Annotated in this window: 12 protein-coding genes; 7 read left to right on the forward strand and 5 right to left on the reverse strand. The window is 70.6% G+C overall.

Going from position 1 to position 12,594, the window contains the following annotated elements; all coding sequences use genetic code 11:
• Window positions 1–31 precede the first annotated feature (31 nt).
• Complete coding sequence (locus tag QRN89_RS18675; protein ID WP_361233623.1) at window positions 32–553, reverse strand: sugar transferase; 522 nt, start codon at window positions 551–553, stop codon at window positions 32–34.
• Between the two features lie 365 nt (window positions 554–918).
• Here QRN89_RS18675 and dnaK point away from each other — a divergent pair, with 365 nt between their 5' ends.
• From dnaK to QRN89_RS18695, 4 genes are read left to right on the forward strand one after another with little or no spacing between them, the layout of a single operon-like run.
• Complete coding sequence (gene dnaK / locus QRN89_RS18680; protein ID WP_290350557.1) at window positions 919–2,769, forward strand: molecular chaperone DnaK; 1,851 nt, start codon at window positions 919–921, stop codon at window positions 2,767–2,769.
• Window positions 2,769–3,431, forward strand: a complete 663-nt coding sequence (gene grpE / locus QRN89_RS18685) for a nucleotide exchange factor GrpE (RefSeq protein ID WP_290350558.1) — start codon at window positions 2,769–2,771, stop codon at window positions 3,429–3,431. The genes dnaK and grpE overlap by 1 nt, the downstream gene beginning before the upstream one ends.
• A 33-nt stretch (window positions 3,432–3,464) precedes the next feature.
• Window positions 3,465–4,643, forward strand: a complete 1,179-nt coding sequence (gene dnaJ, locus QRN89_RS18690; protein ID WP_290350559.1) for a molecular chaperone DnaJ — start codon at window positions 3,465–3,467, stop codon at window positions 4,641–4,643.
• Window positions 4,644–4,647: 4 nt separating this feature from the next.
• On the forward strand, window positions 4,648–5,109 hold the full coding sequence (locus QRN89_RS18695; RefSeq protein ID WP_093653810.1) for a heat shock protein transcriptional repressor HspR: 462 nt from the start codon (window positions 4,648–4,650) through the stop codon (window positions 5,107–5,109).
• Window positions 5,110–5,257: 148 nt separating this feature from the next.
• Here the strand turns inward: QRN89_RS18695 and QRN89_RS18700 are convergent, their stop codons facing one another.
• Window positions 5,258–5,746 carry a hypothetical protein gene (locus QRN89_RS18700; RefSeq protein ID WP_290350560.1) on the reverse strand — a complete coding sequence of 163 codons (489 nt, stop codon included), beginning with the start codon at window positions 5,744–5,746 and terminating at the stop codon, window positions 5,258–5,260.
• Window positions 5,747–5,748: 2 nt separating this feature from the next.
• Entirely contained in the window at window positions 5,749–6,600 is an 852-nt protein-coding gene (locus tag QRN89_RS18705) for a helix-turn-helix transcriptional regulator (protein ID WP_290350561.1), read from the reverse strand.
• Window positions 6,601–7,020: 420 nt separating this feature from the next.
• Between QRN89_RS18705 and QRN89_RS18710 the strand changes: the two genes are divergently transcribed.
• Window positions 7,021–7,341, forward strand: coding sequence for a Rieske (2Fe-2S) protein (locus QRN89_RS18710; protein ID WP_017947895.1), 321 nt, complete (start codon window positions 7,021–7,023; stop codon window positions 7,339–7,341).
• 114 nt (window positions 7,342–7,455) lie between these two features.
• Here the strand turns inward: QRN89_RS18710 and QRN89_RS18715 are convergent, their stop codons facing one another.
• A complete protein-coding gene (locus QRN89_RS18715) occupies window positions 7,456–7,869 on the reverse strand; it encodes a pyridoxamine 5'-phosphate oxidase family protein (protein ID WP_290350562.1) in 414 nt (137 codons plus the stop codon).
• Window positions 7,870–8,012: 143 nt separating this feature from the next.
• On the opposite strand from QRN89_RS18715, the gene clpB reads away from it, so the two are divergent.
• Window positions 8,013–10,604: an ATP-dependent chaperone ClpB gene (gene clpB / locus QRN89_RS18720; protein ID WP_290350563.1), complete on the forward strand. Its 2,592-nt coding sequence runs from the start codon at window positions 8,013–8,015 to the stop codon at window positions 10,602–10,604.
• 77 nt (window positions 10,605–10,681) lie between these two features.
• Window positions 10,682–11,215 (forward strand): type III secretion system chaperone family protein, encoded by a 534-nt coding sequence (locus tag QRN89_RS18725; protein ID WP_290350564.1) that lies wholly within the window; start codon window positions 10,682–10,684, stop codon window positions 11,213–11,215.
• 65 nt (window positions 11,216–11,280) lie between these two features.
• Here the strand turns inward: QRN89_RS18725 and QRN89_RS18730 are convergent, their stop codons facing one another.
• Complete coding sequence (locus QRN89_RS18730) at window positions 11,281–12,489, reverse strand: glycosyltransferase family 39 protein (protein ID WP_290350565.1); 1,209 nt, start codon at window positions 12,487–12,489, stop codon at window positions 11,281–11,283.
• Window positions 12,490–12,594: the final 105 nt, after the last annotated feature.

The raw sequence follows: 12,594 nt of genomic DNA on the forward strand, positions 1-12,594 counted from the left end.
AACTTAATCAGTCCGTGCCGAGCGTACCCAGTTATTCCGTCGCACTGTAGCCAGGCAGGCGGTGATCTGCGTCGCTCAGGGCACCCTGAGTGCGGGGCGGGAGCAGGGCCGGGAGCGTGCGCACCAGGACGGCCAGATCCAGCCCGATCCAATGGTGCTCCACGTAGTGCTGGTCGAGCAGCTCCGGTTCGTCCCAGGGGAGCGGCGAGCGCCTGCGCAGCTGGGCGGGGCCGGTGAGTCCGGGCCGCACGGTCTGCCGCCAGGGGGCGGCGGCGCGGGGGTTCTCCGGGGCCAGGGCCGCGGGGCCGACCAGGGACATCTCGCCGGTGACGACATGGGGCAGCCGGGAGAGCAGGTCCAGCCGCGCGCGGCGGGTGCGCAGCGAGCGGACCGTGAAGGGGTATCCGTGGAGGCCCGCCCTGAGTTCCCGTGCGACGATCCCGCCGGGCGGGCGCCGGAGGGCGAGGGAGCAGGCCGCGGCGGCCAGCAACGGCGCCGCGAGGACCAGCAGGAAGGTCCCGAGGGTCAGATCGAGGAGGCGCTTGGGGTCCATCGGACCCCTCCGTGACACCGGCCCCGCCGGTCCCGCCGGCCCTGCCGGAGGCGGTGATCCCGCTGATCCCGCTGGTCCCGCCGATCGCATCGACTGTACGGGGCGCAAGGCACTCACCTGACCGTTCTGTCGTTTCTCAGTCGATTCCTGGTGGTTTCTGTCCAGTCGGACGCGTCTATGAACCTTTCGCGTGCTTTGCAGAACGATGGCACGGTGGGCGCGGGGGTGTGTGCAGGCCGCGCCGGGTGGGCAGGCGAAGGGGGGCCGCACCATAGTTGAGTCGACAGGACTCAGGTCTGTTGACGCCTCGGGACGGGTGAGGCATCCTTGAGCGAGTTCCACTCAAGTTCACTGGAGGAATCGAAATGGCACGTGCGGTCGGCATCGACCTGGGCACGACTAACTCCGTCGTCAGCGTTCTGGAGGGCGGTGAGCCCACCGTCATCACCAACGCCGAGGGCGCCAGGACCACGCCGTCCGTCGTCGCCTTCGCCAAGAACGGTGAGGTGCTCGTCGGCGAGGTCGCAAAGCGTCAGGCAGTGACCAACGTGGACCGGACGATCCGCTCGGTGAAGCGCCACATGGGCACCGACTGGGGGATCGAGCTGGACGGGAAGAACTTCAACCCGCAGCAGATCTCCGCGTTCATCCTGCAGAAGCTGAAGCGGGACGCCGAGTCGTACCTGGGCGAGAAGGTCACGGACGCGGTCATCACCGTCCCCGCCTACTTCAACGACTCCGAGCGCCAGGCCACCAAGGAGGCCGGCGAGATCGCGGGTCTGAACGTCCTGCGCATCGTCAACGAGCCGACCGCCGCCGCGCTGGCGTACGGCCTCGACAAGGACGACCAGACGATCCTCGTCTTCGACCTCGGTGGCGGCACCTTCGACGTCTCGCTGCTGGAGATCGGCGACGGCGTCGTCGAGGTGAAGGCCACCAACGGTGACAACCACCTCGGTGGTGACGACTGGGACCAGCGCGTCGTCGACTACCTGGTGAAGCAGTTCGCCAACGGTCACGGCGTGGACCTGTCCAAGGACAAGATGGCTCTCCAGCGTCTCCGCGAGGCCGCGGAGAAGGCGAAGATCGAGCTGTCGTCCTCCACCGAGACGACCATCAACCTGCCCTACATCACGGCGTCCGCCGAGGGCCCGCTGCACCTGGACGAGAAGCTCACGCGCGCCCAGTTCCAGCAGCTGACCGCGGACCTGCTCGAGCGCTGCAAGACCCCGTTCCACAACGTGATCAAGGACGCGGGCATCCAGCTCTCCGAGATCGACCACGTGGTCCTCGTCGGTGGCTCGACCCGTATGCCGGCCGTCGCCGAGCTCGTCAAGGAGCTGACCGGCGGCAAGGAGGCCAACAAGGGTGTGAACCCGGACGAGGTCGTGGCGATCGGCGCCACCCTCCAGGCCGGTGTCCTCAAGGGTGAGGTCAAGGACGTCCTGCTCCTCGACGTGACCCCGCTGTCCCTCGGCATCGAGACCAAGGGCGGCATCATGACCAAGCTCATCGAGCGCAACACGACGATCCCGACCAAGCGCTCGGAGATCTTCACGACGGCCGAGGACAACCAGCCGTCCGTGCAGATCCAGGTCTACCAGGGCGAGCGCGAGATCGCGGCGTACAACAAGAAGCTCGGCATGTTCGAGCTGACCGGCCTTCCGCCGGCCCCGCGCGGCGTCCCGCAGATCGAGGTCTCCTTCGACATCGACGCCAACGGCATCATGCACGTGACCGCCAAGGACCTGGGCACGGGCAAGGAGCAGAAGATGACCGTCACCGGCGGCTCCTCGCTGCCGAAGGACGAGGTCGACCGGATGCGCCAGGAGGCCGAGCAGTACGCGGAGGAGGACCACCGCCGCCGCGAGGCCGCCGAGACCCGCAACCAGGCCGAGCAGCTCGTCTACCAGACCGAGAAGTTCCTCAAGGACAACGAGGACAAGGTCCCCGGTGAGATCAAGACCGAGGTCGAGACGGCGGTGACCGAGCTCAAGGAGAAGCTGAAGGGCGAGGACACCGCGGAGATCCGCACCGCCACCGAGAAGGTCGCGGCGGTCTCCCAGAAGCTCGGCCAGGCCATGTACGCCGACGCCCAGGGCCAGCAGGCCGCGGGTGGCGCGGACGCCGGGGCCTCCCAGGCGAAGGCCGACGACGACGTCGTCGACGCCGAGATCGTCGACGACGAGAAGGACCAGAAGGGTGGCGCTGCCTGATGACGGAGGAGACCCCGGGTTTCGAGGAGAAGCCCGACGTCCCCTCCGGCGCCACTCCCGATGACGCGGCGCAGGCCGCCGCCCCCTCCGAGGAGGGGGCGGCCCAGGCCGGGGACGCAGCACAGACGGCCCGTACGGCTGCCGACGCGGGCCTGACGGCCCAGCTGGACCAGGTCCGGACCGCGCTCAACGAGCGCACGCTGGACCTGCAGCGGCTGCAGGCCGAGTACCAGAACTACCGCCGTCGGGTGGAGCGGGACCGGATCACGGTCAAGGAGATCGCGGTGGCGCAGCTCCTGACCGAGCTCCTGCCCGTCCTCGACGACATCGGCCGGGCCCGTGAGCACGGCGAACTGGTCGGCGGCTTCAAGTCGGTGGCGGAATCGCTGGAGACCGTCGCCGCCAAGATGGGGCTGCAGCAGTTCGGCAAGGAGGGCGAGTCCTTCGACCCGACGGTCCACGAGGCCCTGATGCACAGCTACGCGCCGGACGTCACCGAGACGACCTGTGTGGCGATCCTGCAGCCGGGCTACCGGATCGGCGAGCGCACCATCCGGCCCGCGCGGGTCGCGGTGGCCGAGCCGCAGCCGGGGGCCCAGCCCAAGGAGCAGGCGGCGGAGCAGGCGACGGACGAGGAGAGCGGTGGCCCGGACGAGGGCTGACGCAGACGGCAGGCACCGGAAGGAGGGACGTCGATGAGCACGAAGGACTTCGTCGAGAAGGACTACTACAAGGTTCTCGGCGTCCCCAAGGACGCCACCGACGCCGAGATCAAGAAGGCGTACCGGAAGCTCGCGCGCGAGAACCACCCGGACGCCAACAAGGGCGACGCGAAGGCCGAGGAGCGCTTCAAGGAGATCTCCGAGGCCAACGACGTACTCGGCGACCCCAAGCGGCGCAAGGAGTACGACGAGGCGCGGGCCCTCTTCGGCAACGGTGGCTTCCGGGCCGGACCCGGCGCCGGAGGAACGTTCAACTTCGACCTGGGCGACCTCTTCGGGGGCGCCCAGGCCGGGGGCGGCGGCGGTGCCGGCGGCTTCGGCGGCGGACTCGGGGACGTCTTCGGCGGCCTGTTCAACCGCGGGGCCGGCACCGGCCCCCGCACGCAGCCGCGCCGCGGCCAGGACATCGAGTCCGAGGTGACGCTCAGCTTCACCGAGGCGGTGGACGGGGCCACGGTCCCGCTGCGGATGTCCAGCCAGCAGCCCTGCAAGGCCTGTTCGGGCACCGGCGACAAGAACGGCACGCCCCGGGTGTGCCCGACCTGCGTCGGCACCGGCCAGGTCTCGCGTGGCGGCAGCGGGTCCTTCTCGCTGACCGACCCGTGCGTGGACTGCAAGGGCCGCGGGCTGATCGCCGAGAACCCCTGCGAGGTCTGCCACGGCAGCGGCCGCGCCAAGTCGTCCCGGACCATGCAGGTCCGCATCCCGGCCGGGGTGAGCGACGGCCAGCGGATCCGGCTGCGCGGCAAGGGCGCGCCGGGCGAGCGCGGCGGACCGGCCGGCGACCTGTACGTGGTGGTCCACGTCGGTGAGCACCCGGTCTTCGGGCGCAAGGACGACAACCTCACCGTCACGGTGCCGGTCTCCTTCACGGAGGCCGCGCTCGGCGGCGAGGTGAAGGTCCCGACGCTCGGCGGGCCCCCGGTCACCCTGAAACTGCCCGCGGGTACGCCGAACGGCCGTACGATGCGGGCCCGCGGCAAGGGCGCCGTACGCAAGGACGGCACCCGGGGCGATCTGCTGGTCACCGTGGAGGTCGCGGTGCCCACGGAGCTCGGCGACGAGGCCCGTGAGGCACTGGAGGCGTACCGCAAGGCGACTGAGGGCCACGACCCGCGGGCAGAACTGTTCCAGGCTGCGAAGGGAGCATGACGCGATGGACGGCCGACGTCGACAGCCCGGATTCGGTGGCCGGGCGTATGAACTGACCGAAGAGACGCCGGTGTACGTCATCTCGGTGGCGGCCCAGCTGTCCGGACTGCATCCGCAGACCCTTCGGCAGTACGACCGCCTCGGCCTCGTCTCCCCGGACCGTACGGCCGGGCGCGGCAGGCGGTACTCGGCCCGGGACATCGAACTGCTCCGCCAGGTCCAGTCCCTGTCCCAGGACGAGGGCATCAACCTGGCCGGCATCAAGCGCATCATCGAGCTGGAGAACCAGGTGGCGGCGCTGCAGGCCAAGGTCGCGGAGCTGTCCGCGGCGGTCGAGGGCGCGGCGCTGGCGATGCAGCAGCGCGAGGCCCAGGTGCACGCCTCGTACCGGCGCGACCTGGTGCCCTATCAGGACGTGCAGCAGACGAGTGCGCTGGTGGTGTGGCGGCCCAAGCGGGACGGCTGAGCGTCTCCGCCGGGCCGTGGCGCACGGAAGGCGGTGAGGGGCCGGGAGGTGTGGACCTCCCGGCCCCTCCGTCGTGTGCGGTGGGGTCGTGCCGCGAAGGGCACGGTGCCGGCGGCGCCGACGTCCCGCCGGCCCCGCCGGGGGCCGGTCACGGCGTCAACTCGCCCGCCATGTCGAGCGCGGTCGCCCACCACGGCTGCCCACCGGTCCCGAACGCCGCGGCCAGCGCGGTGCCGACGGCGATGTCCCGGGGCTGCGCGCCGGCGTCCGCGAACCCCTCGGACCGGACGTGCCCGTCGCCCTCGGACGTGAGCGTCCCGAGCGGTGCGCCGTCCCTGAGGAACCGGCTGGAGTCCAGTGAGCAGGGCACCAGCCGGTAGCGGGTGTCCCCGGTGAAGGCGTCGACGCGGTAGGAGCTCCGCAGCAGCCGGCCCCTTCCGGGCACGATCCGCGCCGGTGCGCCGTCGACGGTGAGCGTCAGGAGGGCCCGGTCACGGGTGCCCACGGGGATGTGGGGATGCGCTTCCGTACCCGGGGAGCGGACGATGCGCACCAACGGCAGTCCGGTTCCGGCCACTTCGACGACGCCCGCGGGGTGGTCGAGGCGGACGACGGGGCCGGAATCGCTCTGAGTCATGATCAATGATCATGCTCCAGGATCCCGGACCGGGCAATGAGGAAGCCGAGTTGGGCGCGCGAGCCGCTGCCGAGGGCGGAGGCGAGTTTGGCGATGTGGGCGCGGCAGGTGCGGACGTTCATCCCGAGGCGGCGCGCGATCGCCTCGTCCACGTGTCCCTCGACGAGGAGTTTGGCGATGGAGCGCTGGACGCCGCTGATGCCGTCCAGTTCGGGGGCGTAGGCGACGACCTGGTCGTCCCAGGGGACGCCGTGGAGCCAGAACTGCTCGAAGACGCCGACGAGATACTGCACCAGACCTTCGTGGCGCAGTTCCAGGGCGACCCGGCGGTCGCTGCGCGCCGGAATGAAGGCCACCTTCCGGTCGACGATGATGAGCCGGTCGATGATCTCCTCGAGGGTGCGGACCTCCGCGCCGTAGGGGGCGACCCGTTCCACGTAGGCCAGGGTGGCCGGATGGTGACGCGCCGTGTGCTGGTACAGCGTGCGCATCGAGACGCCCCGGTCGACGAGCATCGCCACACGCCGCAGCCCCTCCTGGAGGGTCGCGGGCCGGCGGCCGCTGCCGGGCTGCACGGTCAGCAGTTCCTCCTCGCACTCGGCGATGACCCGGTCCAGCGTCGCGTTGATCAGGTTCAGGCCCTCGAGGACGGTGATCGCATGTGTCGTGGACGGATCGTGAGCGTTCAGCGTCATGAATGGCTCGAACGACTCCGCCAGTGAGATGGTGAGTCGTCTTCGCTCCTGGATCTCCCGCTCTATGGGGTGCATCAGCTGGTGCAGGGCGATGGACGGCGGAACCGGACGAAGCCACTCGGTGTCGTCGGGATCCGGGCGCAACATGCCCAGATCCATGAGGCACGGGGCGTCGGTCACCTCCGACCGCGCGATGCGGCCACTGCGCAGAGCGGACGCATACAGGTTTTTCCCGGCCTCGCACAGCTCGTCGTGACTGTGCTTATCTCCCCCATCGCCCGGTTTCGTCTGCATATGCACCCCCCTCAGGGTCCTGAATTACAGGAACATGATGCCTGGCCACGCTGGTGAAGGCGTTCGGAGTGAGCCATCGTCTTAAACGCGGGGGAGGAGGTAGTGATTACAGAGGTGGAGATCGGCCATGACCAGGATGGTTCGTGCACTGTGCGCTATAGCCGTTGCGGCTGCTCTCGGCGGTCTCGCGGCGAGCGGTGAGCCGACGTGGGAGTCGGCGCCCACGACGGTGACCGCGACTCCGGGTGAACCCACATGGGAGAGCGCGCCGGCGGACGCGGACGCATGAGCATGCCCCCGGACGATCGCGTCTTCCGGCGGGAGATGGCGACCGCGTACCGATCCGGGTGGCACTTCATCGATCTCGTCACGGCAATCCCCCACCGTGGCGACTCGTTGATGGTCACTCTCTTCGGGGAACCGATCGTCGTCGCCCGCGAGGACGACGAGGACGTCCGCGCCTATCGGTGCCTTCGCCGGCCCCGTGGGGCCCCACGACCCGTCCGCTGTGCCATCCGGTACGGCATGATCTTCGTCAATCTCGACCAGCGCGACCATCAACTGGTCGAACCCGAGACCACCACCGCCACCCCCCGCAGTGCCTGAGCGGTTCCCCCGTCGTTCAAGATCGCTCAGGCGCTTCCCCCACACAGCGGCGCCATCGTGGACCTGAAACACGATGGCGCCGCTGTGCTGTGCGCGTGCACGCGCGCGCGTCCGCTACGCCCGGCCCATCGCGCGGATCAGGGCGATCTCGATGACCACGCGGTCCGGGTTCGGGGCCGGCGTGCGGCCGTAGCGCTCCGCGTAACGCGCGACCGCGTCGGCGACGGTCTCCGGGTCCGTGCGGACCGTGGCGCGGCCCTCGAGCGTCGCCCAGCGCCCCTTGTCCACCTGGCAGACCGCGACCGGGGCGCCCTCGGGCCCGGCGGCGAGGACGTTGGCGACCTTGCGGCTGTTCTTGTTGGTGATCACCCGGGCGACGCCCTTCGCGCCGCCCTCCGGGTCGTACGTGACACCCACCGCCACGACGTGCGGAGTGCCGTCGGGGCGCGGTGTGGTGAGCGTGCACATGTGGTACTCGCGCCAGAAGCCGAGATAGGACTCGTGGGGGTGCCTGGGGTCGATGGCCATGCTCCGGAACCTACCCGGGCGGGTGCACGTCGATGAATCCGGGGAAGACGTACGCGGAGATACTTGAGCGGAATCGACTCAACTTTGTGTACGTTGGATGAGTCAGGGTGATACGGAGCCGAGGCGAGGAGGAGAAGCCGCACGTGGACGCAGAGCTGACCAACAGGAGCCGGGACGCGCTGAGCGCCGCGACCACCCGGGCCGTGTCCGAGGGGCACGCCGACCTGACCCCCGCGCATCTGCTGCTGGCGCTGCTCGCGGGCCAGGACAACGAGAACATCACCGATCTGCTGGCGGCCGCCGACGCCGACCAGGCCGCGGTACGGTCGGGAGCGGAGCGGGTCCTCGCGGACCTGCCCAGCGTGACGGGTTCCACCGTCGCGCCGCCGCAGCCCAACCGTGAGCTGCTCGCCGTCATCGCCGACGCCTCGCAGCGCGCCAAGGAGCTCGGGGACGACTACCTCTCCACCGAGCACCTGCTCATCGGCGTCGCCGCCAAGGGCGGGCGGGCCGCCGAGGTGCTCTCCGGGCAGGGCGCCACCGCGAGGAAGCTGCAGGAAGCGTTCGAGAAGGCACGAGGAGGGCGCCGGGTGACCACGCCCGACCCCGAGGGTCAGTACAAGGCCCTGGAGAAGTTCGGCACCGATTTCACGGCCGCGGCCAGGGAGGGCAAGCTCGACCCCGTCATCGGCCGTGACCAGGAGATCCGCCGCGTCGTCCAGGTGCTCTCCCGCCGCACCAAGAACAACCCCGTGCTCATCGGCGAGCCCGGCGTCGGCAAGACCGCCGTCGTCGAGGGCCTCGCCCAGCGCATCGTGAAGGGCGACGTCCCGGAGTCCCTCCGCGAGAAGCGGCTCGTCGCCCTCGACCTCGGCGCGATGGTCGCCGGGGCCAAGTACCGCGGCGAGTTCGAGGAGCGCCTCAAGACCGTCCTCTCCGAGATCAAGGAGAGCGAGGGCCAGATCATCACCTTCATCGACGAGCTGCACACGGTCGTGGGGGCGGGCGCCGGCGGGGACTCCGCCATGGACGCGGGCAACATGCTGAAGCCGATGCTCGCCCGCGGCGAGCTGCGCATGGTCGGCGCCACGACCCTCGACGAGTACCGCGAACGGATCGAGAAGGACCCGGCGCTGGAGCGCCGCTTCCAGCAGGTGCTGGTCGCCGAGCCCACCGTCGAGGACACCATCGCCATCCTCCGCGGCCTCAAGGGCCGTTACGAGGCCCACCACAAGGTGCAGATCGCGGACAGCGCCCTGGTGGCCGCCGCGACGCTCTCCGACCGCTACATCACCTCACGCTTCCTGCCCGACAAGGCCATCGACCTCGTCGACGAGTCCGCCTCCCGGCTGCGGATGGAGATCGACTCCTCCCCGGTCGAGATCGACGAGCTGCAGCGCTCCGTCGACCGGCTGCGCATGGAGGAGCTCGCGCTCTCCAAGGAGACCGACGAGGCGAGCATCCAGCGACTGGAGAAGCTCCGCCGCGACCTCGCCGACAAGGAGGAGGAGCTGCGTGGGCTGACCGCACGCTGGGAGAAGGAGAAGGAATCCCTCAACCGCGTCGGTGAGCTCAAGGAGAAGCTCGACGAACTCCGCGGCCAGGCCGAGCGGGCCCAGCGCGACGGCGACTTCGACACCGCGTCCAAGCTGCTGTACGGGGAGATCCCCGCGCTGGAGCGGGAGCTGGAGGCCGCCAGCGAGGCCGAGGCCCGGCAGGAGGCCGCCAAGGACACCATGGTGAAGGAGGAGGTCGGCCCGGACGACATCGCCGACGTCGTCGCCTCCTGGACCGGCATCCCGGCCGGGCGGCTGCTGGAGGGGGAGACCCAGAAGCTGCTCCGGATGGAGACGGAGCTGGGCAGGCGGCTGATCGGCCAGTCGGAGGCCGTCCAGGCCGTGTCCGACGCCGTGCGCCGCTCGCGGGCCGGCATCGCCGATCCCGACCGGCCCACGGGCTCGTTCCTCTTCCTCGGCCCGACCGGTGTCGGCAAGACCGAGCTGGCGAAGGCCCTCGCGGACTTCCTCTTCGACGACGAGCGGGCGATGGTCCGCATCGACATGTCCGAGTACGGCGAGAAGCACAGCGTGGCGCGGCTCGTCGGTGCCCCGCCCGGGTACGTCGGCTACGAGGAGGGCGGCCAGCTCACCGAGGCGGTCCGCCGGCGCCCGTACAGCGTGGTGCTGCTGGACGAGGTGGAGAAGGCCCATCCCGAGGTCTTCGACGTCCTGCTGCAGGTCCTCGACGACGGCAGGCTGACCGACGGACAGGGCCGGACGGTGGACTTCCGCAACACCATCCTGATCCTGACCTCCAACCTCGGCAGCCAGTACCTCGTGGAGCCGCTGATCGGCGCGGAGGAGAAGAAGCAGCAGGTCCTGGAGGTCGTACGGGCCTCGTTCAAGCCGGAGTTCCTGAACCGGCTTGACGACCTCGTCGTGTTCTCCGCCCTGGACAAGACGGAACTGGCGCACATCGCCGAACTGCAGATCGCCCGGCTCGCCAAGCGGCTCACCGAACGCCGGCTCACCCTCGACGTCACCCCTGAGGCGCTGGAGTGGCTGGCCGACGAGGGCAACGACCCCGCCTACGGCGCGCGGCCGCTGCGCCGGCTGATCCAGACGGCCATCGGCGACCGGCTCGCCAAGGAGATCCTCGCCGGCGAGGTGAAGGACGGCGACACGGTCCGCGTCGACCGTGCCGAGGGCGGCCTGATCGTGGGCCCGGCACAGTGAGCCACGCCCGGGTGGGGTTGCCAGCCCCCGCCCGGGATGGGGGAGGATGGCCGCATCCGTACGAAGGGAAACACCCGGTGAGCATCGACCCGTCCTCGATTCCGAACTTCGGGGGCAAGCCCCAGCCTCAGGCTGCGTCAGGACCGGCGGGCCCGGTCGTCCCCGACCAGGACCTGGTCAAGCAACTCCTCGACCAGATGGAGCTGAAGTACGTCGTCGACGACGAGGGTGACCTCGCGGCGCCGTGGGAGGAGTTCCGCACGTACTTCATGTTCCGCGGCGAGAACGAGCAGCAGGTCTTCTCGGTGCGGACGTTCTACGACCGTCCCCACGCGCTCGAGGACAAGGCCCAGGTCCTCGACGCCGTCGACGACTGGAACCGCCGCACGCTGTGGCCGAAGGTCTACACCCACACCCACGAGGAGGAGGGACAGCCCACGACCGTCCGCCTCATCGGCGAGGCCCAGATGCTGATCGGCACGGGCGTCAGCCTCGAGCACTTCGTCTCGTCGACGGTCAGCTGGGTGCGCGCGGCCATCGAGTTCGACAAGTGGCTGGTGGAGCAGCTCGGCCTCACCCCGGCGGACGAGAAGCCCGCCGACGACGCCTGAGCGGTCCCGCGGTCCCCGCGCCCGGGCGGCCGGGGGCGCCGCGGCGGTGCACTCCGCCGCGGGGCTCACAACGCCGTCGGGGCGACGGTCAGATACGTCCCGTAGCAGAACGACAGCCCGGCCAGGGCGGCGACCACCGTGATCGCCGCCCTCGGCCGGGCTCTTGTCAGTGCGGCGGCCAGCGGCAGCAGCAGCGGGAACGCCGGCAGCAGGAAACGCGGCTTGGACTCGAAGAAGCCGGAGCCGCCGACCGTGATCAGCACCAGCACCCCCGTGTACACCAGCAGGGACAGGGGCGGCCGGTCCAGCACGAAGAGGGCGAAGAGCAGCACGCCGGCCCCCGCGATCACCAACGCCATCGGGAAGCCGAAGAACGTCGGCGCGGTCACCATGCTGCGGATCACCTTCAGCGACCCGAGTCCCAGGTCGAACCGCGAGGTCCAGCCGCTCTGCACGGCGAAGTAGCCGCCGAGCACATCGCCCTTGCGCACCCCGACCCACAGCACGTAGCCCAGCCAGCCGGCGGGCGCCAGCGCGGCGCCGGCCCAGACGCGCGCCCGGCCGGCGTCGGTGCCCCGCCGCCTGAACAGCTCGCAGCCGGCCACCACGCAGACGGCCGCCGCGACCGCGATCCCGTTGGGCCGGGTCAGCCCGGCGAGCCCCGCCAGCGTTCCGGCCCACAGCCAGCGGCCGGTCACCACCGCGTACAGCGACCAGGCGGCGAACGCCGTCAGCAGCGGCTCGGTGTAGGCCATGGACAGGACGACGGCGTGCGGCAGCAGAGCCCACAGCAGCACGACGAGGGTCGCGAGCCGCCGGCCGTACAGCCGCTCCACGACCGCGTAGACGCCCCAGGCGGCCACGCCCGCCGCGGCCCACGACAGCGCCAGCCCCGCGGTGCCCCCGGTGACCGGCAGCACGGACGTGACGGAGCGGATCAGTCCCGGGTACAGCGGGAAGAAGGCGAGATCGGACTGGACGGCTCCGTCCGGCCAGTACACCGTGCGGCCGTATCCGTTCGCGGCGATGCCGACGTACCACTTGGAGTCCCACGAGGTGGCGAGCAGCGCCCGTGGCGAGCGGCCGATGTGCCACGCCCACAGCGTCACGACCACCATGCCGGTGAGCCGGGCGGCCGCGAACAGCCCCAGGGCGGGGGCCGCCCGGTGGAGCGCGGCGCGCGGGCGGGAGACGGACCGGTCCTCGGTGGACGCTGCCTTGTCGAAGGTCTCGGCGAACAGGGGGCACCTCCGTGCACGCGCGTGTGCGGTCACCCCGACCTTCGGCGGTGCGCGCGCGGTGCGCGACCGCTGGGCAGCCGCCCGGGTGGATCGCCCGCGCACGCGGACCGGACGCGCGTGTCGCCGTGACAGCGGACG

Source organism: Streptomyces sp. HUAS CB01 (assembly GCF_030406905.1).
GTDB lineage: Bacteria > Actinomycetota > Actinomycetes > Streptomycetales > Streptomycetaceae > Streptomyces > Streptomyces chengbuensis.

Excerpts from the sequence above, each read along its gene's own strand:
- QRN89_RS18675 (WP_361233623.1), bottom strand. The coding sequence starts at position 553 with ATGGACCCCAAGCGCCTCCTCGATCTGACCCTCGGGACCTTCCTGCTG.
- dnaK (WP_290350557.1), top strand. The coding sequence starts at position 919 with ATGGCACGTGCGGTCGGCATCGACCTGGGCACGACTAACTCCGTCGTC.
- grpE (WP_290350558.1), top strand. The coding sequence starts at position 2,769 with ATGACGGAGGAGACCCCGGGTTTCGAGGAGAAGCCCGACGTCCCCTCC.
- dnaJ (WP_290350559.1), top strand. The coding sequence starts at position 3,465 with ATGAGCACGAAGGACTTCGTCGAGAAGGACTACTACAAGGTTCTCGGC.
- QRN89_RS18695 (WP_093653810.1), top strand. The coding sequence starts at position 4,648 with ATGGACGGCCGACGTCGACAGCCCGGATTCGGTGGCCGGGCGTATGAA.
- QRN89_RS18700 (WP_290350560.1), bottom strand. The coding sequence starts at position 5,746 with ATGACTCAGAGCGATTCCGGCCCCGTCGTCCGCCTCGACCACCCCGCG.
- QRN89_RS18705 (WP_290350561.1), bottom strand. The coding sequence starts at position 6,600 with ATGGATCTGGGCATGTTGCGCCCGGATCCCGACGACACCGAGTGGCTT.
- QRN89_RS18710 (WP_017947895.1), top strand. The coding sequence starts at position 7,021 with ATGAGCATGCCCCCGGACGATCGCGTCTTCCGGCGGGAGATGGCGACC.
- QRN89_RS18715 (WP_290350562.1), bottom strand. The coding sequence starts at position 7,869 with ATGGCCATCGACCCCAGGCACCCCCACGAGTCCTATCTCGGCTTCTGG.